This is a genomic window from Pseudomonas sp. 65/3-MNA-CIBAN-0223, assembly GCF_040310425.1.
Classification (GTDB): domain Bacteria; phylum Pseudomonadota; class Gammaproteobacteria; order Pseudomonadales; family Pseudomonadaceae; genus Aquipseudomonas; species Aquipseudomonas gregormendelii.
Window position 1 is genome coordinate 41,667 of sequence record NZ_JBEOPV010000017.1, and the last position, 19,543, is coordinate 61,209.

The 19,543-nt window shown below is 61.6% G+C and carries 20 protein-coding genes and 1 pseudogene; 8 read left to right on the forward strand and 13 right to left on the reverse strand.

The features are described 5' to 3' along the window. Genes AAEZ09_RS20150 through AAEZ09_RS20165 form a run of 4 tightly spaced genes read left to right on the forward strand, consistent with a single transcriptional unit; the run spans position 1 to position 2,784 of the window. A complete protein-coding gene (locus AAEZ09_RS20150; RefSeq protein ID WP_045060308.1) occupies positions 1–885 on the forward strand; it encodes a type II secretion system F family protein in 885 nt (294 codons plus the stop codon). A 1-nt stretch (position 886) separates the two neighbouring features. Further along, the gene (locus AAEZ09_RS20155; protein WP_045060309.1) at positions 887–1,777 is read left to right on the forward strand and encodes a type II secretion system F family protein; all 891 of its coding nucleotides are present in this window, start codon (positions 887–889) and stop codon (positions 1,775–1,777) included. A gap of 24 nt (positions 1,778–1,801) precedes the next feature. Beyond that, the gene (locus AAEZ09_RS20160) at positions 1,802–2,512 is read left to right on the forward strand and encodes a tetratricopeptide repeat protein (protein ID WP_045060310.1); all 711 of its coding nucleotides are present in this window, start codon (positions 1,802–1,804) and stop codon (positions 2,510–2,512) included. An 11-nt stretch (positions 2,513–2,523) separates the two neighbouring features. Continuing rightward, the gene (locus AAEZ09_RS20165; protein WP_350600536.1) at positions 2,524–2,784 is read left to right on the forward strand and encodes a DUF3613 domain-containing protein; all 261 of its coding nucleotides are present in this window, start codon (positions 2,524–2,526) and stop codon (positions 2,782–2,784) included. 133 nt (positions 2,785–2,917) lie between these two features. Here AAEZ09_RS20165 and AAEZ09_RS20170 read toward each other — a convergent pair whose 3' ends face one another. Next, complete coding sequence (locus tag AAEZ09_RS20170; protein WP_350600538.1) at positions 2,918–3,709, reverse strand: response regulator transcription factor; 792 nt, start codon at positions 3,707–3,709, stop codon at positions 2,918–2,920. Between the two features lie 118 nt (positions 3,710–3,827). Then, a complete protein-coding gene (locus AAEZ09_RS20175; RefSeq protein WP_350600539.1) occupies positions 3,828–4,298 on the reverse strand; it encodes a prepilin peptidase in 471 nt (156 codons plus the stop codon). 75 nt (positions 4,299–4,373) lie between these two features. On the opposite strand from AAEZ09_RS20175, the gene AAEZ09_RS20180 reads away from it, so the two are divergent. Together AAEZ09_RS20180 and AAEZ09_RS20185 are read left to right on the forward strand one after the other, a co-directional pair. Continuing rightward, the gene (locus AAEZ09_RS20180) at positions 4,374–4,814 is read left to right on the forward strand and encodes a TadE/TadG family type IV pilus assembly protein (RefSeq protein ID WP_045060314.1); all 441 of its coding nucleotides are present in this window, start codon (positions 4,374–4,376) and stop codon (positions 4,812–4,814) included. Further along, a complete protein-coding gene (locus AAEZ09_RS20185) occupies positions 4,811–7,552 on the forward strand; it encodes an ATP-binding protein (protein ID WP_350600541.1) in 2,742 nt (913 codons plus the stop codon). Before AAEZ09_RS20180 ends, AAEZ09_RS20185 begins: the two co-directional genes overlap by 4 nt. Here the strand turns inward: AAEZ09_RS20185 and AAEZ09_RS20190 are convergent. From AAEZ09_RS20190 to AAEZ09_RS20210, 5 genes are all read right to left on the reverse strand, one after another. After that, positions 7,549–9,540 (reverse strand): pilus assembly protein TadG-related protein, encoded by a 1,992-nt coding sequence (locus tag AAEZ09_RS20190; RefSeq protein ID WP_350600542.1) that lies wholly within the window; start codon positions 9,538–9,540, stop codon positions 7,549–7,551. The two genes, AAEZ09_RS20185 and AAEZ09_RS20190, sit on opposite strands and share 4 nt — an antisense overlap. A gap of 222 nt (positions 9,541–9,762) precedes the next feature. Then, positions 9,763–10,320, reverse strand: coding sequence for a DUF4136 domain-containing protein (locus AAEZ09_RS20195; protein ID WP_350600544.1), 558 nt, complete (start codon positions 10,318–10,320; stop codon positions 9,763–9,765). Positions 10,321–10,373: 53 nt separating this feature from the next. Beyond that, the gene (locus AAEZ09_RS20200) at positions 10,374–11,000 is read right to left on the reverse strand and encodes a DUF4136 domain-containing protein (RefSeq protein ID WP_350600545.1); all 627 of its coding nucleotides are present in this window, start codon (positions 10,998–11,000) and stop codon (positions 10,374–10,376) included. 12 nt (positions 11,001–11,012) lie between these two features. Further along, positions 11,013–11,762 (reverse strand): methyltransferase, encoded by a 750-nt coding sequence (locus AAEZ09_RS20205; RefSeq protein WP_045060319.1) that lies wholly within the window; start codon positions 11,760–11,762, stop codon positions 11,013–11,015. Continuing rightward, positions 11,762–12,064 (reverse strand): MazG-like family protein, encoded by a 303-nt coding sequence (locus tag AAEZ09_RS20210; RefSeq protein ID WP_045060320.1) that lies wholly within the window; start codon positions 12,062–12,064, stop codon positions 11,762–11,764. Before AAEZ09_RS20210 ends, AAEZ09_RS20205 begins: the two co-directional genes overlap by 1 nt. Positions 12,065–12,288: 224 nt before the next feature. Between AAEZ09_RS20210 and AAEZ09_RS20215 the strand changes: the two genes are divergently transcribed. Together AAEZ09_RS20215 and AAEZ09_RS20220 are read left to right on the forward strand one after the other, a co-directional pair. After that, positions 12,289–12,582, forward strand: a complete 294-nt coding sequence (locus AAEZ09_RS20215) for a hypothetical protein (protein ID WP_045060321.1) — start codon at positions 12,289–12,291, stop codon at positions 12,580–12,582. 28 nt (positions 12,583–12,610) lie between these two features. After that, a complete protein-coding gene (locus AAEZ09_RS20220; RefSeq protein ID WP_350600547.1) occupies positions 12,611–13,960 on the forward strand; it encodes an MATE family efflux transporter in 1,350 nt (449 codons plus the stop codon). On the opposite strand, the gene AAEZ09_RS20225 is transcribed toward AAEZ09_RS20220, so the two are convergent. From AAEZ09_RS20225 to AAEZ09_RS20245, 6 genes and pseudogenes are all read right to left on the reverse strand, one after another. Next, positions 13,954–14,829 carry an alpha/beta hydrolase gene (locus tag AAEZ09_RS20225; RefSeq protein WP_350600548.1) on the reverse strand — a complete coding sequence of 292 codons (876 nt, stop codon included), beginning with the start codon at positions 14,827–14,829 and terminating at the stop codon, positions 13,954–13,956. The genes AAEZ09_RS20220 and AAEZ09_RS20225 overlap by 7 nt on opposite strands. A gap of 12 nt (positions 14,830–14,841) precedes the next feature. Continuing rightward, positions 14,842–14,988 (reverse strand): annotated as a pseudogene (locus tag AAEZ09_RS29535) (DUF4123 domain-containing protein); the annotation flags it as partial. Positions 14,989–15,042: 54 nt separating this feature from the next. Next, on the reverse strand, positions 15,043–16,956 hold the full coding sequence (gene speA, locus AAEZ09_RS20230; protein WP_045060324.1) for an arginine decarboxylase: 1,914 nt from the start codon (positions 16,954–16,956) through the stop codon (positions 15,043–15,045). Positions 16,957–17,170: 214 nt separating this feature from the next. Further along, entirely contained in the window at positions 17,171–17,542 is a 372-nt protein-coding gene (locus AAEZ09_RS20235) for a translation initiation factor Sui1 (RefSeq protein ID WP_045060325.1), read from the reverse strand. 274 nt (positions 17,543–17,816) lie between these two features. Beyond that, the gene (locus AAEZ09_RS20240; protein WP_350600551.1) at positions 17,817–18,374 is read right to left on the reverse strand and encodes an NUDIX hydrolase; all 558 of its coding nucleotides are present in this window, start codon (positions 18,372–18,374) and stop codon (positions 17,817–17,819) included. 3 nt (positions 18,375–18,377) lie between these two features. Then, positions 18,378–19,445 carry a DUF2333 family protein gene (locus tag AAEZ09_RS20245; RefSeq protein WP_045060327.1) on the reverse strand — a complete coding sequence of 356 codons (1,068 nt, stop codon included), beginning with the start codon at positions 19,443–19,445 and terminating at the stop codon, positions 18,378–18,380. Positions 19,446–19,543: the final 98 nt, after the last annotated feature.

Below are 19,543 nucleotides of genomic sequence, written 5' to 3' on the forward strand. Positions count from 1 at the left end.
ATGATCGGTCCTCTGTTGCTGTGCCTGGTGTGCCTGTTGCTGCTGACCTTTTCCGTGCGCCTGTTCTACCAGGGCGTGCGCAAATCCGGCAGCGAAAGGGTCCTGGAACGCCTCGGCCAGGGGCAGCCGGAACGGCTACCGGAAAAAACTCGCTGGACGGGCCTGGAGCGGGCATTCCTGCGCGCAGGCCTGGGGCGCCCCACCGACCGCCTGGGTATCTGGCTGGCGCTGTGGGTGGTGTCGATGCTGATGGGTTCTGCCGTCGCAAGCTGGGCCGGTTTCCTGCTGTTGCTGGTGGTGCCACCGTTGGCGCTACGGGTGTATGTGTCCTGGCGCTATCGCCGGCGGATCCACCGGATCGTCGAGCAGTTACCCCAGATGCTGGACCACACGGTACGCAGTCTGAAGTCCGGTCGTACCCTGGCGGACGCAGTGATGGGCTCGATCGACGCCAGCGAGGATCCATTGAAAACCGCCATGGGCAGGGTTCAACGCAACGTGCAGTTGGGCGTAAACCTGCCCGACGCCGTGAATGACTTTGCCGAACTGTATGAGCAGGACGAACTGCGCATGTTCGCCCTGGGCCTGAAGGTCAATCACCGTTATGGCGGCAACGCCAGCGAGCTGCTGGAGAACCTGATCAAACTGATTCGCGAGCGCGACCAGGGGGCTCGCCAGTTGCGTGCACTTACGGGTGAAACCCGCATGACCGCCTGGGTCCTGGGTTCGCTGCCGTTGATCCTGGTGAGCTATTTCATGATGAGCAATCCCGGCTACATGCTGGGGATGTGGAACGACGAAGGTGGACGGCAGATGCTGATCATCGCCGTGTGCCTGCAAGTCACCGGTTGCCTGGCGCTGTGGCGCATGTTGCGGAGCGTGTGAGATGGCCATAGCAATGCTTGTCAGCTCGTTGCTGCTGCTGGGCGCTGTGATGTTGATGTTCGCCAGCCTGTTCGAGCGCCACCGCCGCGAACGCCAGGTCAGCCAGCGCCTGCAGGGGCAGATGGTGCGGGACAACCGCCTGGGCACCTGGCTGCGCGCCGTGGGCGACAGCAAGGTGGGACAACGCAGCGTCAGTCTCGACAACGAAACCCAGGTGCTGCTCAACCGCGTGGGATGGCGCCGCGCCCGCCAGCGCTCGATGTTTGCCGCGCTGCAAATAGGCACGCCGTTCGTGGTGATGGGCCTGGTGATCGGGCTGCAAACGCTGTTCTATCCACAGGCCAGCAACCACTGGATCGCGCCATTCTTTGCCTTGGCCATTGGCTACCTGCTGCCCAAGCGCCTGCTGGCCTACGCGGCCAAGCGCCGGCAAAAACAGATCGCGGTGGAAATCTCCACGCTCATTCCTTTGCTGCGCATTCTGTTCGAGTCGGGGATGGCCGTTGAGCAGGCCCTGCGCGTTTTGAGCGTCGAAGCCCAGCGGCTGCTGCCGCAGACCACCCAGGAGCTGAGTCTTATTCTGGCCCGGGTCGACTCCGGCCTGGAGCTGGGACAGGAGCTGAACAAGGCGGCCAACGTGCTGGCTATCGACGAGTTCACCGACACCTGCGTGATCCTGCAGCAACTGATCCAGCAGGGCGGCGGTGCGATGAAGTCGCTGCTGGCGCTCAAGCAGCTGCTCGACGACCGGCGCCTGACCAACCTGCAGGAATACATCTCCAAGATGTCGGCGAAGATGTCGGTGGTGATGATGCTGTTTCTGTTTCCAGCGCTGTTGATCGTGTTGGCCGGGCCGGGGTTTACCGCGATTGGCCGAGCGTTCTCGTCCTGATTTGGGCTCTTGAAGAGGTTACTTATGAAAGCACTGATAGCCGTGATGAGTCTGCTGATGCTGAGCGGATGTGCCACCAACGGCCAAGCGCCCTGGTCCAACCTGACGACCTCCGCCAGTTGCGCCAAACCCAGCGCCGATCAGGAGCTGGCGCTGAACCTGGCCGATGACATGGCCAAGGACGGCAAGCTGCACGCCAGCCTCGCCAACCTGCAGAGCCTGCCGGACAACCTGGCGGATGTACGCCTGCGCAAGGCCCGGGTGTATCGCCTGCTTGGACGCAGCGATGCCGAACCCTTGTACCGCAGCCTGCTGGGCAGCTGCCGCGCCGCCGAAGCCGAACACGGTCTCGGCCAACTCGCCGCAGGTCGGGGTGACAACGGCCAGGCCCAGGCGCATCTGCAACGGGCCGCACGGCTGGCACCGACTGACGAAAGAATCCGCAATGACCTGGGCGTGGTCTACATGAACCAGCTGCGCCTGGACGACGCACGCTTCGAGTTCCTGACCGCCATCGAACTCAAGCAGAGCGATCAACTGGCGGCGGTGAACCTGGTGGCATTGTTGATCTATCAGGACAACTGGCAACAGGCTGGTGAACTCGTCAGCCGTGCCGGCTTGAGCCCGGAACAATTCGGCGACGCCAAGGCCCGCGCCGAATCACTCAAGGCACCCGCCCCGCCACGGCCGTCCACCAGCGGCCAGGTGGCGGTTGTCACTGACGCGCTGAAGTAGAGGAGAACACCATGAAACTGACCATCCTGTGCTGCCTGCCCCTGCTGAGCCTGCCAGCCCTGGCCCTCGACGCCGGCCCCTCTTCACCACAACAGCAGGAAACCGAAGGCTGGCTGGTTTTGCAGAGCCGAAACCAGGTGGCGTCCAACATCCCGCAAACGGCCACGGCGGCCGAGCGGGAACGGGCCATGACGCGGTTCCTGAAAAGTTTTGAGTACCCGATACCGGAGTTTTATGAGCAGGATACGGGCGGGTCGCTGGAGGGGAATTGAGAGGCCTTCGGATACCTTATGCACATCCGCGTAGGCGCTGCCGAAGGCTCGGGCCGCGTTCGGACGATCTTTTGTCTTTTTAAAGATCAAAAGATCGCAGCCTTCGGCAGCTCCTACGGTGGATTTTTGCCACTCAGTGGGCTGTGACTCTTTGGCGCAAACCTGAGTTATTGGGCGACAACGCCAGTGCCAATTGCGTGCGATTGTGCATGTGGGTCAGACGCAAAACCTGCGACACATACAGCTTCACGGTGTTTTCGGTAATCCCCAACTCACAGGCAATCTGATAGTTGGTCTGCCCCTTGCCCACCAGCCGTGCCACGTCCAGTTGCCGAGGGGACAGCTGATTGAAAATCGACGGTATCTGCAGCCGGTCCGGATCAATGAAAGCATCGTCCGAGGCCTCTGCCCCGCCACGGGCTGACGGATCGCGTCGTACCTTGTCCAGGTCCTGATACAGATCATCGATGGACTCGGAAAGGTACTGCAGCTTCTGATTCAAATGCCCCAGCTGCAGACTCTTTTGCCGCTCCTGCAACGCCACTTCCTGGCGTTGCAAACCGTCCAGCAATTCATCCAGGTCGATGGGTTTCTGATAGTAGTCGGCAAAGCCTGCGCGTAATGCCTTGATCACGTCCTGCTTGTCCGCGCGCCCCGTCAACATGATGGCCTCGAACACCCGATGCTTGCCGGACAGGCGTTGCAACTCCTGAACCAGCTGAATGCCATCCATGCCGGGCATGTGCAGGTCACACAGCACCAGGCCGACATCGGCGTCATCGGAAAAACGCTCGATCGCTTCCTGACTGGAGCCACAGGGTACGCACTGATAACCACTGCTCTCGAGAAACTCGCCAAGTTCTTCCACGATCAACGGCTGATCATCAACCACAAGGACTTTTACTGCCGAGGTGAGCTTGTTCACGTGCTACTCCATGCCAACGCCAAAATCTGGCTATTCCTGTACTGACAGCCACGGGCTGTACAACTACGACTGACTTGAAAGTAGACGTAATTTTCGACTCTGTACACACGACAAGCGACTAGCGGAGCCAGGCCATGGTCAGCACGGCGCCCGCCAGTACGAACGGTGCAAATGGTTGTTTTTTTGACATTTGCGGGCCCATATAGCGCAATTGTTCCCTAAGTGATTGACTCATATATAGCCAGAGTTTTGGCGAAATCAACAACCACAAAACGCTGACCACTCCTGCGCCGATGATCGTGCCGAGAACGTGCATACCGTCCGTCGCAAGCGCCAAAGCTGTCACTAATTTCACATCACCGGCGCCCATACGACCCATCCAGTAGCCCGGCAGCGTGAAGGCCAGCGCCAGCAGGAACGCCAGGCCGCCCTGAATGGCCTCGGCGCCCAGCCAGGTGCTGCCGGTCCACAGCAACCAGACCAGTGCCAACGCGCCAGCGCCGAGGGTCAGGACATTGGCAATGTGTCGCTCTCGAGCGTCCTGCGCGGCGCACACCATCAGCCAGATGATCAGGAAAAAACTCTGCATGAGGTAAAAGCCGTCCGTTTTGGCTGAATGATTCTATGCTGATATTACGTCGTGATTGTCAGGGTAGACGCACACATGAAAACCGCCCTTCCCCGTAAACAAAAAGGTGCCGTGGCGATTGAGTTCGCGCTGGTGTTCGTGATCTTTTTCGCGGTGCTGTATGGCCTGCTCAGTTACAGCCTGCCGTTATTGCTGATGCAATCGTTCAACGAGTCGACCGCCGAAGCGGTACGGCGCAGCGTGGCCGTGGACCCGACCACCGCCAACTACAAGCAGACCGTCGAGACACTGGCGACCAGCGTCCTGACTCAACGCCTGTCGTGGATCCCGCCGGCCTTGAATTTCAGTGTCGCCAGCGACGCGAAGGCGGAGTACGCCGGCGGAGTGCTGACGGTGCGCATCGACTATCCCAGCAGCAAATTGAACAGCGTGCTGCCTTCGCTGGTGCTGCCCGGGATCGGCCCGGTACCCAGCCTGCCGACCACGCTCAGCGCACAATCGAGCCTGCAGTTTTGAGTTCCGGCGATACGTTGCTCGGGCGTCTGCTGCAACGGCAACCGGCGAAAGCCCTCATCACCGGGCACGCCATGAGCGCGCCCGGAGTCGGTTTACACATCCAGCTGGATGCCGCGGCTCGAGTGATGCACCTGGCGGGACCGCTCAGGCACGCACTCGCCCGTCAGGCCGTGAGCGCCCAGCCGGTACCACTGCGCGACTACCTGATGCCCCACAGTTGCCTGTCCATCGAAGGTTCGCCTGGGGATTGGCTTGGGCACAGCCTGGACCTCGACTTTCAAGGCCTGGGCGATCAGCCCGTGCACCTGCGCGGCTGGGTGCATACTCAAGCCGAAGGCTGGTTATTGCAGCTGCTGGACATCGGTGACCTGTTGCTCGAACGCCGTCAGGCACGCAGCCGCGAGCAGTGTCAGCTGCTCACAACCCAGATCAGCGAGCAACTGCGCCTGTGCAGTCTGCCGCGCTTGCCCCAGGTGCTGACCGACCAGCTGCAACTTCTCGCCCAACGTTTGCACATCCCTTGCATTGCCGTGGCGCTGCTCGACGAGCAGGCACAGGGCTGGCAAGTGCATCAGCATGCCAGGGCCTTCGACGCGCCGCAGTTATGGCACCTGGGGCAACGCCTGGGCACTGGCCTCGACACCTTGAACAGCGGCGCCCCCCAGCCGTTGATCAGCGGCGAACATCCGCGCCTGCAGGATATTTTCGGCCATGCCGAAGGCTTCGTCGTGCCGTACCAGGACGCCCAGGGTGTCGCGGCCTGGTTGTTGTGCGGTTTTTACCCCGTGCAACAGCGCGCGCCCGACTTGAGCCATCGCGACTGGTTACAGCTGATGGCCGCGCTGGCAGCGCCCCTGCTGGAGCGTTTGCGCGAGCAGCGCCACCATCTGCACATGGAGCGCCTGGAAGCCCTGCAAACCTTGCTGGGCACCGGCTGGTGGGAGCTTTTCGGTGATCGCCACGAGCTGCAACTGGCCCCATCGCTTGCCAGCGACCTGGGCCTGGACCGGAGGTTTTTACCGGTGCGCGACTGGCTCGAACGGGTACACCCCGCCGATCGCGAAGAACTCAATGCCCGCCTGCTCGACCTGCAGGACAACAGTGCACCCCTGCTGCTGTGCATCCGCGTGCTGCAGGCCGATGCCGCGCAATCGCCGACCTGGTATCGCCTGCAAGGCCAGGCCATCGGCGCGGGGACACAGCGGCGAATCATCGGTTTCATGCTCGACATCAGCGACATCAAAAACCAGCAGCAGCACGCGGCAACGGCGCATGCGCGGCTGGACAACCTGATCGCCAGTTCACCGGCGGTGATCTATGTTCAGCGCTACGTCGAGGGCGCGCTGCTGCCGACGTTCTTCAGTGACAGCCTGCTGCCGTTACTGGGCTTCTCCCTCGCCGACTGCAGCCCCGCGATGCTGGTCGAGCGAGTGCACCCGGATGACCGCGACCAGTACTTTGAACGCACCCGACAGTTGCTGCGCCAGGGTTCGGTGCAGGCGCGTTACCGGATGCGCGACAGTCTTGGCGATTACCACTGGCTGCTCGATGAAGCCCGCCTGCTGCGCGACGATCTCGGCCTGCCGGTGGAGGCCGTGGGCCTGTGGCTGGATGTCACTGAAGCCACCCAGGCTGCCGAGCAGGTTCGACAAAGCGAGGAACGCTATCGCCTCCTGGTGGAAGACTCCCCGGCGATGATCTGCCGTTACCTGCCCGACCTCACGCTGACCTTCGGCAATCGTCCCCTGGCGGCCTATCTGGAATGCGAGCCGCAAGCGTTACCCGGTGTGAACCTCGGCAGCTGGATGTCGCCGGAACAGCGCGAGGCGTTTGTATCGCGCCTGGGCCAACTGACCCCCGAGTTTGCGGTGAGTACCGCGGAAATCAATCTGCAACTGCCGGGACGCGAGCATGCATGGTGGGTCTGGTCGGATCGCGGGGTGTTCGATGATCAGGGGCGCCTTCTTGAAATCCAGGCCGTGGGCCGCGACAACACCGAGGTGCGGCGCGCCCAACAGCAACTCACCCAGAGCGCAAAAATGGCCACATTGGGCGAGATGGCCACGGGCCTGGCCCATGAAATCAATCAGCCGCTGAATGTGATGCGCATGGCCGTCGTCAATGTGCTCAAGCGCCTGGGCAATGGCGATGTGCAGGTCGATTACCTGACCGAAAAGCTCAAGCGCATCGACGCTCAGGTCCAGCGCGCAGCGCGGGTGGTGGACCACATGCGCGTGTTCGGTCGCCGTTCCGAGATCGAGCAGCAACCATTCAATCCGTTACATGCCATTGAAGGAACCCTGGCGTTGCTGGCCGAAGGCATGCGCGGCAAAGGGCTGGAGCTGCGAATAGGCGAGGCCGGCTTCGAGGTGCAGGTGCGCGGTCATGTCGATCAGCTGGAACAGGTGCTGATCAACCTGATGGTCAATGCCCGGGATGCCCTGCTGGCCAAGCGCGAGGATGATCACCCGTTCCAGCCGTGGATCGCGCTGGACGCCGAGCGCGATGCGCAACACGTACGCCTGTGGGTCGAGGACAATGGTGGCGGTATCGATCCGCGGCTGATGGAGCGGATCTTCGAACCCTTCTTCACCACCAAGCCAGTGGGTGTCGGCACTGGCCTTGGGTTGTCCGTGAGTTACGGCATTGTCGAGAACATGGGCGGACGGCTCAGTGTGAGCAATTCGGCACACGGCGCACGCTTCTGCATCGAGTTGCCGATATTGCCCCAGTCTTAAATCACCAGCCCGGCGCGACCCGGGGGTTTGCAACTGAGGTTGGCGCCGACGTCGACTTTGTTCAGGGTGATGCCGAGGGCGGCGAGCAGGTTGTCGAGGATGGGGTCGAGGACTTTGCTGAGCAGGCCATCAATGACCACGCCCAGCGTGTTGTTAACTGCGTCCAGCGCCCCCTTCACAGTGGTCAGTAAATCACCCAGTACATTTGGAGCCACAGGTTTGTAGGCCTGCACCTGAACACCCGCCAGGGTGGTTTTCAAGCTGTCGACAATGCCCTGCGTACCCAGGCTGTAAAACAACGGAGGTTGTTTGATCTCTGGAGGCTGGTTGTAAATGTGCGTGCTCTGGGTGCTGGCGACGGGCGAATCGACCTTGACCCCAAGGCCGCCGCCGTAAAACGGCTTGCGTGTCGACAGATCGCAGGTTTCTGGCCCCAAGCCCAGCAAGGGAATCTTGCAAGTGATGGCGCCAACGTCGATCAAGGGCAACGGCTGCACCGTTACATCTGCCGAAGACGAGAATGCGTTGGTCGTGTCGATTTTGCCGACCTTCAGTTTCACCAGGGCCGTATTGGTCTGGGTCGTCAGCGTTTTGGTGGCATCACTGGCGCATGTGTAGTCGGTCACACGGCTGTTGGCACTGCCGACTTCCAGGGCGATATCAATTCTGGAGGTGGGCAGGATGAGCAAGTTCGTACGCTGGCAGGTGCCGCCCAGAACACAGAAGACTGACTGGAGCGCTCCGCCGAGGTTGAGGTGCAACACGTTGTTCAGGGCGTCGGTCACGCCTGAGATCAATGACGTATTCAAGATGGCAGCGGGCAGACCGGCCACTCCCGTCAACAACGGCGGTAGATTCAGCGACAACACGGTGCGCACTTGCGCCGTGCGCACGAAAATACGGTCGGGCCCCATCGGGTTGGCTTTGGCCAGTGCCGGATTACCCACCGCCGACAGCTGCGGCGGCTCGATCACCTTGACCCGCACCGAGCCATTGACCAATGCAGGAATATTCAGTGGAAGGTCGACCACGATGCCGTTCTGGCTGTTGGCCAGCTGCACAAAGGCTTCCACCAGCTGGAACACTTGCAGATTGGTATTGAGCGCCGACGAAGGCGTGCCGGTCTGCAACTGCAGCAGTTGCCCTAATGCAAGCTCGGTGCTGCCGGCTACCACCTTGAGATCGGTCAGGCCACTGACTGCCACGCTAGCCGTTGTGCCGCCAGCCTGGAGCACGGTGATCGCGGTGTCCAGCAACTGGGTCAGCTTGATTTTCTTGTTGAGCAATTCGGTGTAGTTGCCGGCACTGACGTTGACGTCCAGGGCCAGTTGATTCAGGTAGCTCAGCAGATTGATGTTGGTATCGACCAGGCCTTGCCAGCCCACCGCGCTCAGATTAAGGCTGCCGCCGAGCATTTTCCCCAACAACAGGTTCAAGGCCGCCGACTTGCTGGAGTCGACCACCAGCGCTGTGCTGCCGATCGTCAACATGGCCAGGGGCGGCAGCACGGCCGGGGCACCGACTGCTGTCGCGGTGAGCCGGGTATTGAGGCTGACCGGGCCGGGACTGAACAGTGCACCGACACCGGCGGCGATGCTGGTGGGGACCACTCGGGTGGCGATCACGCGGATGGCTGCTTTTTTACTGGCATCCGGCGTAAAGCTGCGCAGCTTGTCGGCGCCGGTCTGCAAGACTCCGCAGGTGGTGGTCAGGGTAATGCCGTCTGCGACGGTCAGGCCGTTGCGGGTGGCGCTTTCAGTGGCGTACCTGGCCGCGGTGAGATTGGCCAGGCAATCGCCGTCGCGCGTCACGGCTTCAAGGGCCGCCACATCGGCGACTCGCTGCAGCTTGCGCTGCTCCAGGTAGAGCCTGCCACTGTCGAGCACCAGCAACATGAACATCATTGCCAGGCCGAGGGTAAGCGCGGCTACCAGACCGATCGCGCCACGTTGCCGGGCGGGACCGTGAAACTGCAAGCGGGGAGACATTGTGCACTCCTTTGCCGGCGTACTGCCGAGGGGTTACCTCCATGGGTATGGGAGAGTGTAGACAAGGGTTTTCAGAGCTGCACATGAGCGGTGTGCAGGAACTGTCGAGTGCAACGAGGCTGCGATCTTTTGGCTGTGTAATGTTCAAAAGCAAGATCAAAAGATCGCAGCCTCGTTGCACTAGACAGCGCCTACGGTTGATTGCGGTGCTGCTTCAAGTTTTTATCTAGGCGGGTAATTTGCCAATATCCGCGCCACCGTCTCGCGTATCGCGGTGCTGCGATCAGCCGGGTTCGGCGAGCGGGCGAGCATTTGTTCGTCGCTGCCGCGCCAAACCAGCTTGCCGTCCTTGCCATCGAGCAGGTCGATCTGGACCGTCGCGACCTTGTAGGTGATGTTGCGGGTTTCGTTGTACATCGGCCCGCCCCAGTAACCATTCCATGGGCCGCCCCAACCACCGCCGTAGTTGGTGGTGACCTGCTGCTGGCGCTGCTCGACAATCAGGTAGGTCTGGACGCTCAGGTCACCCTTGATGCCAGCGGCAGCCGGGCGCAGGCCGCGCTGGTCGAGCTGTTCGGTTACCGCCTGGCGGATGCGCTGCTCGGTCAGATCGCTCTTGATTCGCGGGTCATCGGGGCGGTATTGCAGGGCCGGCTCTTTCCAGCTCCAGCTACGGTAAGCGGCGAAGTCACGACTGGCATCAAAGTCATGGTTGACCTGGTCCGAGGCACAGGCGCCGAGCAGCGCGACCACGACCAGTAAAGCGAGACGGCGGAACATGATGATTCTCCGAGTGAGGCATGAACCTGCGTAATGCGTCTTATCTACTTTAGTTAACCGGGAGGATACGCCGACATGGCTTTTTCCACAGCCTCCCTGATCGCATCGGCCCTGGCGCTCTGCTTGCCCTGGTTGCTGGTTTCGGCACTGGCGCTCCACACCGGCTGGCCGCTTTGCGCATCGAACAGGTCGACCCGCACGACCACGACCTGCTCCTGATAGGTGCGCACGATCGGCACTGTGTTGTACATGCCATAGCCGCTGCCGCAGCAGCGGTTATAACCGCCACCGCCGCCGTAATAACCGGCACCGCCATAGTAGTCATCCCGCACCTGACGCAAGCGGGTTTCCAGGCGCAGGTCAGCGCTGACGAACAGGTCGGCCGGGCGATTGTCGTGCAAGGGTCGCAAGCCGCGCTGGTCGAGGGCGTTGCTGACGGCTTCGACCACCTGCGCCGAATCCGCCCAGGCAGTCCCCGGCGGCAATTGCCCGTTCAACCAGGCCCAACTGCGATACCGGCCGTAGTCGCGCGCAGGTGCCGGATAGGCGCTGCGGTCGAAGGTAGTGGCGGCTTGAGGTGGCGCGGGCGGCAACGGCCTGGAGGTCGCGACATAAGGGTTGCTGCCCTGGCAGGCCGCCAACCCCAGGCAGATGATCAGTAAACCCGAACGACTTTTCATTTCATGCTCCGATCAGATCGGCCGGCAGATCCAGTGCAAGTAGCGCCCAAGCCCGGCAAAGCTTGGGTGACGGCGGTGCGCGAGTTCCATTTCAAGCAGGTCCACCAGTTCCGCGCGGGCCTGGAATTCCACCGGCATGTAGTCGTGGAAAACCCGTACCCCGCTTTGGGTTTCGACCCGCCACAGGCCCTCAAGTTGCGCCGCAAGTTCACGCGGGTCCAGGGGCTGTTGTGGCGTCAGGCTCTGTTTTTCCCCCGCCATGTCGTTTTTGCGCATCTTGCGAAAGTGGCCTTTGAGCAGGTTGCGGTAGATCAGCGCATCGCGGTTGTAGAACGCCAGGGACAACCAGCCGTCCTGCCGGGTCAGTTGATGCAAGACTGGTAATATCGCGTGGGGCTCGGCCAGCCATTCCAGCACTGCGTGACACAGCACCAGGTCGTAGGGTTCGGTAAGCTGGCCGAGCAGATCCTGCCAGGGTGCCTGGATAAAAGTCGCGTGTTGCCCGGCCTCGGCGAAGCGCTGCCGAGCACCTTCAAGCATCGGTTCGGCAGGTTCGGCGAGCGTGACGTCATGCCCGCGCTGGGCCAGCCATAACGACATGTGGCCCAGGCCCGCGCCGATATCCAGAACGCGCAACGGCCGGTCCGGCAGGGTTTCGGCCAGGTCGGCCTGGAGCACGGCCAGACGAATGGCGCCCTTGGCCCCACCGTAGATTTTTTCGGCGAAGCGCGTCGCCAGCTGATCGAAATGACGGTCACTCATCAGCTGAACCGCCGTTCGCTGTCCGCCAGCTTGCTGCGTACCACTTCATTCATGTCCAACCCCAACTCGCTGCACAACAGCAGCAGATAAAGCACAATGTCGCCAACTTCCTGACCGGCATGGGCGAGTTTCTCGGCCGGCAGCTGGCGCGACTGGTCTTCGGTCAGCCACTGGAAGATCTCCACCAGCTCGGACATTTCCACGCTGGCAGCCATGGCCAGGTTTTTGGGGCTGTGAAATTGTCGCCAGTCATTGCGATCGCGGATGGCGTGCAGGCGTTCGGTCAGTTCAACAAGGTTCATCGGGCTCTCCTGAAGACGTATAGCTTCAAGGGGTTGGCCCAGGACTGCAAGCGTATCGATGGAGTGTCGAACTTTGCCCCATAATCCACAGTCGATGCCCTGTGCAGGAGCTGCCGCAGGCTGCGATCTTTTGGCATAGTCATTAGCGCCAAAGATCAAGATCAAACGATCGCAGCCTGCGGCAGCTCCTACGGGGCTCATCATTCTCTCAGGACGAACTACACATGCAGGTAGAAAGCTTTTTCGAATGGCTCGGGCAGGCACTCGGCTCAGTCATCCGTTTTATCGTCGACGGCCTCAGCGGCCTGTTCAATCTGTTGAGCCATGCCGGCGCCAACTTCGTCGAGGGGCTGTCCCGGGCGCTGGGGATGGACACTTCGATCATCAGCATCATCGCGCTGGTCCTGGGCCTGATGCTCTTGTGGTCGGCCATTCGGGCGTTCATGAATGCGTCGATCATCATGGGGATCATCTGGCTGCTGCTCGGGTTGTGGCTGTTGAGCTGGATCATCCACTGACACACAATGGCTCCCCCAAGGAGCCTGCATGTCCAACCTGAGCAACGACTGGCGCGACCGCCTGACCCATCGCCGGGTCTGGGCGCTTGCCGCGCCCATGATTCTGTCCAATATCTCGGTACCGCTGGTGGCGCTGGTCGACAGCACCGTCATCGGCCACCTGCCCCATGCCCATCAACTCGGCGCCGTGGCCGTGGGCGCCAGCCTTTACACCTTCCTGGCGTGGGGCATGGGCTTCCTGCGCATGGGCACCACCGGTTTCGCCGCGCAGGCGGCCGGCCGAGGCGATGGCGCGGCGTTGCGGCAGATCCTGTTGCAGGGCTTGTTGCTGGCCCTGGGGCTGGCGATTGTCCTGGGCGCAGCAGGCGTACCCCTGAGCGGAGTCGCGCTGCACTTCATGCAGCCTTCGGCGGAGCTGGACCAACTGACCCGCGAATTCTTTCACACCCGACTATTCGGGCTGCCGGCAGCCCTGGCCAGTTATGCACTGGTTGGCTGGTTCCTCGGCACGCAGAACGCTCGGGCACCCCTGGCGATACTGCTGAGCACCAACCTGGTCAACATTGCCTTGAACCTGTGGTTCGTTCTGGGCCTGGAATGGGGGGTGACAGGGGCCGCCCGGGCCTCGGTCATTGCTGAATGGACCGGAGCAATCATCGGCCTGCTGATGACCCGCAAGGCCCTGCGCGCCTACCCCGGGCACATCGCCTGGGCGGCGCTGGCCATCTGGCAGAGCTGGCGCCCCTTGCTGGCGGTCAATCGCGACATCTTCATTCGCAGCCTGGCGCTGCAGTCGATTTTTTTCCTGATCACCGTGCAAGGTGCGCGGCTGGGCGACGCTACTGTCGCCGCCAATGCGCTGCTGCTCAACGGCCTGTTGCTGACGGCTCATGCACTGGATGGCCTGGCCCACGCTGTGGAAGCGTTGTGCGGCCATGCCATTGGCGCCCGTGACCGGCAGGCGTTGCGCCGCTCCCTGGTGGTCGCCTGCGGCTGGTCGCTGCTGGCGAGCCTGGGTTTTGCCGTGCTGTTCCTGTTTGGCGGGCATCTGTTCATCGAGATGCAGACCGATATCCAGAGTGTGCGCGACACTGCGTTCATCTACCTGCCCTACCTGGCCGCGCTGCCATTGATTGCCGTGTGGAGCTACCTGCTCGATGGCCTGTTCATCGGCGCTACGCGCGCCCGGGAAATGCGCAATGGCATGTTGTTGACGGTGGCCCTGCTGCTGCCCTTCGCCTGGGCGCTGCAAGGGTTGGGCAACCATGGTCTATGGCTGACCTTCCTGCTTTTCATGTTGCTGCGCAGCCTGACACTTGGGGCGTTTGCCTGGTATCTGCAACGCAACGACGGCTGGTTTGCCGGCAAAGCTCACTGAGCCGGCGTGGCCTTGATGAAGCCTTCGACCTCATCCAGCACCGGTGCCAGGCCGCGCATTGGCCGGGACAACGCTGCCACCAGGGTGGCATGACCGGTGCGGGAGAAATACAGGTCGCGCACCGGCACCCCGGCTTCGCGCAACTTGCGCGCCAGGCCACCGGTGTTGCGGCCAGGGTCGACCAGCTCATCATCGCTGGACGCCATCAGCAACGCCGGTGGCGCGCCTCGACTGACATGGTTGATCGGTTGTGACAGGGCCGGCGAATTCGGCCAGAAGAACACCGGGCGCACGTCAGGGTTAACGATGGGCAGAAAGTCATAGGGACCGGCCAGGCCGATCCAGCCGCTGATGTCATGGGGCGACATGCCAGCAGCTCCCAGTAATTGCGGGTCCAGTGCCAGCATCGCGACGTTGTACGCGCCGGAGCTATGCCCCATCAGGTACAGCCGCTGCGGATTGCCGGAAAACTGCTGGATGTGCGAGCGGGTCCAGGCTACGGCCTTGGCGCCATCCTCGAGAAACGCCGGGTAGCGCACCTGCGGATACAGGCGATAGTCCGCCAGCACCGCCACGATTCCCCGGGATGCCAGGGCCTCACCGACAAAACTGTAATCGCTGCGCGATCCGCTGTTCCAGCTGCCGCCGTAGAAAAACACCACCACCGGGGCGTTTTCCATGGGGTGGCGCGGGACGTACACATCGAGTTTTTGCCGCGGGTCGCTGCCATAGGCAATGCCCTCGGTCTTGTCGAAGCTGTCTTCAGGGGTCAGTGCATTAAGCGCCTTGAGCGGTGAACAGGCCGCGATCGCAGCCAGCACCAGCGCGCCAATGGCCCGTTTGCAAAATAGCCGAATCCTGATCGCCATCGACGCCACACCTCAGGGTTTGTTGTTCTGCCACAGATAGCGCAGCCACAACCACTCATCGAGCACCTGTCGCTCGCTGAAACCTAGCGCCAGGCCTTCCTGAAGATGGGACCACGGGCGCTCGTAATCGGTCCCCGTGGTTTCACTCCACTGCCAGGCTCGCCCGCGCCAGGCCAACCGGCCCCACGCGAATCAAGCCTTGGCGCCAACCCGTCAGGACGACAGGTAAGACGAACGGGTCAGGCCCAGACGCAAGGCGTCGAGGAACTGGGTGCGTTCGGCGGCAGTGATGCGCGCGCTGGCGCATTTGTCGCGGTAGTGGGTCATCAGCTCTTCCGGCGACAAGTGCACGTAGCGCAGCATGTCTTCGATGGTGTCGTGGGTTTCGATACCGGCGTGATACACACTGCCATCCGCGTTCTGGTAGATGTTCACCGAGTCGGTGTCACCGAACAGGTTGTGCATGTCGCCGAGAATTTCCTGGTAGGCGCCCACCAGGAAGATACCCAGCAGGTAGTCTTCACCTTCGTTCAGACCGTGTACCGGCAGGCTGGTCTCGATGCTCTGCTCGTCGACGTACTGCTTGATCTTGCCGTCGGAGTCGCAGGTCAGGTCTTGCAGCACGGCACGGCGCAGCGGCTCCTCGTCGAGACGGTGCAGCGGCAGGATCGGCAGGACCTGGCCGATGGCCCAGGTGTCCGGCAGGCTCTGGAATACCGAGAAGTTGCAGATGTACTTGTCGGCCAGTTTGTCGTTGAGTTCGTCGAGCACCTGGCGGTGCGAACGCTGACGCGCCTTCAACGAGTTGTGCAGGCGACGGCACACCGCGAAGTAGCATTGCTCGGCCAGGGCTTTTTCCGCCAGGGTCAGCTTGCCATCGGCGTACTGGGTAGCCACGTCGCTCATGTAGTGAGTGGCGCGCCAGTAGGTTTCGGTGACCATCTCGATGTCGGTCGGGCCCAGCAGGTCTACCAGCCACTGCACGGTTTCCGGCAGGGCCTCCTTGTTCTCGATCTGCGGCACGTCGTCGTTGTGTTTCTCGACGTCGGTGACCTGCACCACCAGCATGGCGTGGTGCGCCGTCAGCGAGCGACCGCTTTCGGAGAAGATGTTCGGGTGCGGCAGGCTCTGCGCGTCGCAGAATTCCTTGAGCATCCCGACCACGACGCCGGCGTAGTCATCCATGTCGTAGTTGATCGAACTGGCGTTACGCGAGTGGGTACCGTCGTAGTCGACGCCCAGGCCGCCACCGACGTCGATATGATCCACCGGCAGGCCGAGGTTGCGCAGTTCGCCGTAGTAGCGGATCGCTTCCTTGAAGCCGTGCTGGTAGTCCGCCAGGTTGGCGATCTGCGAACCCATGTGGAAGTGCAACAGGCGAATGCCCTGATCCAGGCCCGCCGCGCGGAAACGCTCGACCACCGACAGCAGCTGCGCCGCCGACAGGCCGAATTTGGATTTCTCGCCGCCGGTATCCGCCCACTTGGACGACGCCAGGGACGACAGGCGCACGCGCAGGCCGACCTGAGGCTTGACCTTCAGCGAGGCGGCTTCTTCGATCACCAGCTCAACTTCGGATTCTTTCTCGATCACGATGAACACGTTGTGCCCGAGTTTCTGCCCCATCAAGGCCAGGCGGATGAACTCGCGGTCCTTGTAGCCATTACAGACGATGGTGCCGCCTTTGGGCGCCAGGGCCAGCACGGCCAGCAGCTCGGGTTTGGAACCGGCTTCAAGGCCAATGGAAACATCCTGGGTGGCGATGATGTTTTCGATCACCGCTTCCTGCTGGTTGACCTTGATCGGGTAAAGCGCGGTGTACTTGCTCTGGTATTCCAGGCGTTCGATGTTCGAATCGAATGCACCGGTCAGCTGACGCACGCGGTCTTGCAGGATGTCGGGAAAACGAACCAGCAATGGCAGGGACAAGCCGCTCTTGCGCAGCTGGTCCACTTGCTCGAACAGGTCGATAGGCGAACTGGCGGGGCCGTTCGGACGAACCTCGACGCGACCGGCGTCATTGATGGCGAAATACCCGGCCCCCCAATGGCGGATCCCGTAAACACTGCGGCTGTCCGCAACTGTCCATTGGCTGCCATCGTCTTTGCGTGTGCGTCGTACGGACATTGAAGTCCCCTATAAAGAAGTCATAGAGCGTCGCCTGGGTTCAGGCCGGCGCAGTCTAAAGAATGAAAATGACGGTTCGTCAACGAGGGGGTAGACCTCGCCGACCGCAGTGAGTTTAGAAACCGGTCAGAACAGGCTCTGTGAAAACCATGTGGACGACGCCAGACCTGCTGTGAGGACTGGATCAAGTCGAGGGTGGTTTTCACAGAGGCTGCTAGCCGCCGGACTTCTTTGCCTTGAAACCGAGCTTGATCAATTCCGCCAAGAGTAGTTCGACATGATCGCCCTGGATTTCAATGATGCCGTCTTTCAACGCACCCCCGGTCCCGCAACGTTTTTTCAACGTGGTCGCCAGGTCCTTGAGCGCATCTTCAGCCAGGGGCACACCGGTGATGGTGGTCACCGTCTTGCCGCCACGTCCCTTGCTTTCGCGACGTACGCGAGCAATGCCGTCACCGGCCGGGATCACGGTCTGTTTGCAGATGCAGGCGTCCACCGGTTTACTGCACTCGGGGCAATGACGACCTGCGTCGGTGGAAAATACCAGGCCACCTAGGGCGGCGAAGGATGCGGCTTTTTTGGCCACCGGCAATCCTCTTGGGAGGACAAAGACTGGCCGCAGCGCATGGCTATCGACCGCGAAGCCCCACTCAGGCAGGGGCAGCGCTACTGAAACGGAAAAGCCGGTGTAGGAGCTGACGAGTGCAACGAGGCTGCGATCTTTTGATCTTGATTCAATGGCAAATCAAAAGATCGCAGCCTGCGGCAGCTCCTACGCCGTACTGATGTCGGTTCAGTTTGAAAAGGTCGCGCAGTGTAACGGCAAAAACGCCGATTGCTAAGAGCCAATCGGCGCCAATTTATAGCTCTTTTGCGACGTCTTTCCCGCAGGCGCGAAGATAGCGCTTCAAAGCCGCTAGCGAGTCCGGGCAGTAAGGCTTCTGCCGGATTTCCAGCATTACCTGGTCGATGGGTAGAAAGCGCGCTTCAACCACCTCTTCCGGCTGCAGGATCAACGGCCCGTCCCACACTGCCGAGAACGCCGAACACCACAGGCGATTGCCGGTGTCCTCGAAGTAGAAATGGTCGTGGGCGGTCAACTCCACCCCGCCAACGCCCAGCTCTTCTTCCAGTTCCCGTGCGGCCGACTCGGCGTAGGTTTCGGTGGCAAGCACCATGCCGCCAGCGGCGACGTCCCAGTAGCCGGGGTAGATCGCCTTGCTCAGGGTGCGGCGGTGCACGCACAGCTCACCCGCCGAATTGAACAGCATGATGTAGGTGCCACGCCCGATCAGGCCCCGCTCGCGCAGGTCGGAACGGACCAGCGCGCCGAGCAGGTTGTCCTGCTCATCGACCCAGGCAATCTGCTCGGCGTCCGAGGCCGCGCGGTGGGCGGCCTCTTTGTCGCTGTCGACCATGACTCAGCCCTGATTCAGCAATTGACGCAAGTCGATCACTGCGGCGTTCGCCCGGGAAATGTAGTTGGCCATGACCAGCGAGTGGTTGGCCAGAACGCCAAAGCCGCTGCCGTTAAGGATCATCGGACTCCACACCGGCTCCTGCGAAGCTTCCAGCTCACGAATGATCTGGCGCACGCTGACGGTGGCGTTTTTCTTCGCCAGCACGTCAGCGAAGTCGACTTCAATGGCGCGCAGCAGGTGGGACAAGGCCCATGCCTGGCCCCGGGCTTCATAGAATACGTTGTCGATCTGCATCCACGGGGTTTCGACGATTTCCTCGTCAACCTGTGGTACCTGGCCCGGGGCCACGACCTCGGTTTTCAAGGCGGTGTTGAGCTTGACCCGGCCAACGCTGGCCGACAGTCGCTGCGACAACGAACCCAGGCGTGTGCCCACATCGCCCAACCAGTTGTTGAGGTTGTCGGCACGGGCGTAGAACAGCGCATTTTTCTGCGAAGGATCGGACAGGCGAGCCTGGTAGCGGCTCAGGGAATTGATGCCTTCCTGATACTCGGACTCACTGGACGGCAGCACCCAGCTCTTGTTGTCGAAGTTGAAGCGCGGTTCGGCCTTGGCCAGGTCCGAGTCTTCCGCCGATTGCGATTGCGAGCGGGCAAAATCTTTACGCAGTGCTCGCGTCAGGTCGCGCACCTGCACCAGCACCCCGTATTCCCAGCTTGGCGTGTTGTCCATCCACAGGCCTGGCGGGAAACGGTCATTGGAAATATAGCCGCCCGGCTTGCTCAGCAAGGTATCGGCCACGGTCTTGAGGGTTTCAACCGTGGTGTAGCCGATGACCATCTGCTTGCCTTCTTTCTCGGCAGCGACCTGGGCATTCTGCTGAACCGGGAACAGTGCCGGCTCCTGGCTCCAATACCAGCCCAGGGCGATAGCCACCAACAGGTACAGGCCGATCAAGGTGACCAGCGCCCGGCTGAACAACAGTCCACCTATATAGCTGCGGGTGGCTGATTTTGGTTCAGCGGCACGTTCAGGCGCGCTGCCCGCGCGGTTCTTCCAGTCCAGCATGGCGATATCCTTTCAATCACTTGAGTTCATCGGTTCGACCACAACCCTACGCCATCGTGCCTCGTTTGCCGCGCATTAATACGCGCATGCCGCAAGCA

Bases quoted from the DNA above. Each gene is read 5' to 3' on its own strand.
- AAEZ09_RS20150 (WP_045060308.1), top strand. From the start codon at position 1: ATGATCGGTCCTCTGTTGCTGTGCCTGGTGTGCCTGTTGCTGCTGACC.
- AAEZ09_RS20155 (WP_045060309.1), top strand. From the start codon at position 887: ATGGCCATAGCAATGCTTGTCAGCTCGTTGCTGCTGCTGGGCGCTGTG.
- AAEZ09_RS20160 (WP_045060310.1), top strand. From the start codon at position 1,802: ATGAAAGCACTGATAGCCGTGATGAGTCTGCTGATGCTGAGCGGATGT.
- AAEZ09_RS20165 (WP_350600536.1), top strand. From the start codon at position 2,524: ATGAAACTGACCATCCTGTGCTGCCTGCCCCTGCTGAGCCTGCCAGCC.
- AAEZ09_RS20175 (WP_350600539.1), bottom strand. From the start codon at position 4,298: ATGCAGAGTTTTTTCCTGATCATCTGGCTGATGGTGTGCGCCGCGCAG.
- AAEZ09_RS20180 (WP_045060314.1), top strand. From the start codon at position 4,374: ATGAAAACCGCCCTTCCCCGTAAACAAAAAGGTGCCGTGGCGATTGAG.
- AAEZ09_RS20190 (WP_350600542.1), bottom strand. From the start codon at position 9,540: ATGTCTCCCCGCTTGCAGTTTCACGGTCCCGCCCGGCAACGTGGCGCG.
- AAEZ09_RS20195 (WP_350600544.1), bottom strand. From the start codon at position 10,320: ATGTTCCGCCGTCTCGCTTTACTGGTCGTGGTCGCGCTGCTCGGCGCC.
- AAEZ09_RS20200 (WP_350600545.1), bottom strand. From the start codon at position 11,000: ATGAAAAGTCGTTCGGGTTTACTGATCATCTGCCTGGGGTTGGCGGCC.
- AAEZ09_RS20205 (WP_045060319.1), bottom strand. From the start codon at position 11,762: ATGAGTGACCGTCATTTCGATCAGCTGGCGACGCGCTTCGCCGAAAAA.
- AAEZ09_RS20210 (WP_045060320.1), bottom strand. From the start codon at position 12,064: ATGAACCTTGTTGAACTGACCGAACGCCTGCACGCCATCCGCGATCGC.
- AAEZ09_RS20215 (WP_045060321.1), top strand. From the start codon at position 12,289: ATGCAGGTAGAAAGCTTTTTCGAATGGCTCGGGCAGGCACTCGGCTCA.
- AAEZ09_RS20220 (WP_350600547.1), top strand. From the start codon at position 12,611: ATGTCCAACCTGAGCAACGACTGGCGCGACCGCCTGACCCATCGCCGG.
- AAEZ09_RS20225 (WP_350600548.1), bottom strand. From the start codon at position 14,829: ATGGCGATCAGGATTCGGCTATTTTGCAAACGGGCCATTGGCGCGCTG.
- speA (WP_045060324.1), bottom strand. From the start codon at position 16,956: ATGTCCGTACGACGCACACGCAAAGACGATGGCAGCCAATGGACAGTT.
- AAEZ09_RS20240 (WP_350600551.1), bottom strand. From the start codon at position 18,374: ATGGTCGACAGCGACAAAGAGGCCGCCCACCGCGCGGCCTCGGACGCC.
- AAEZ09_RS20245 (WP_045060327.1), bottom strand. From the start codon at position 19,445: ATGCTGGACTGGAAGAACCGCGCGGGCAGCGCGCCTGAACGTGCCGCT.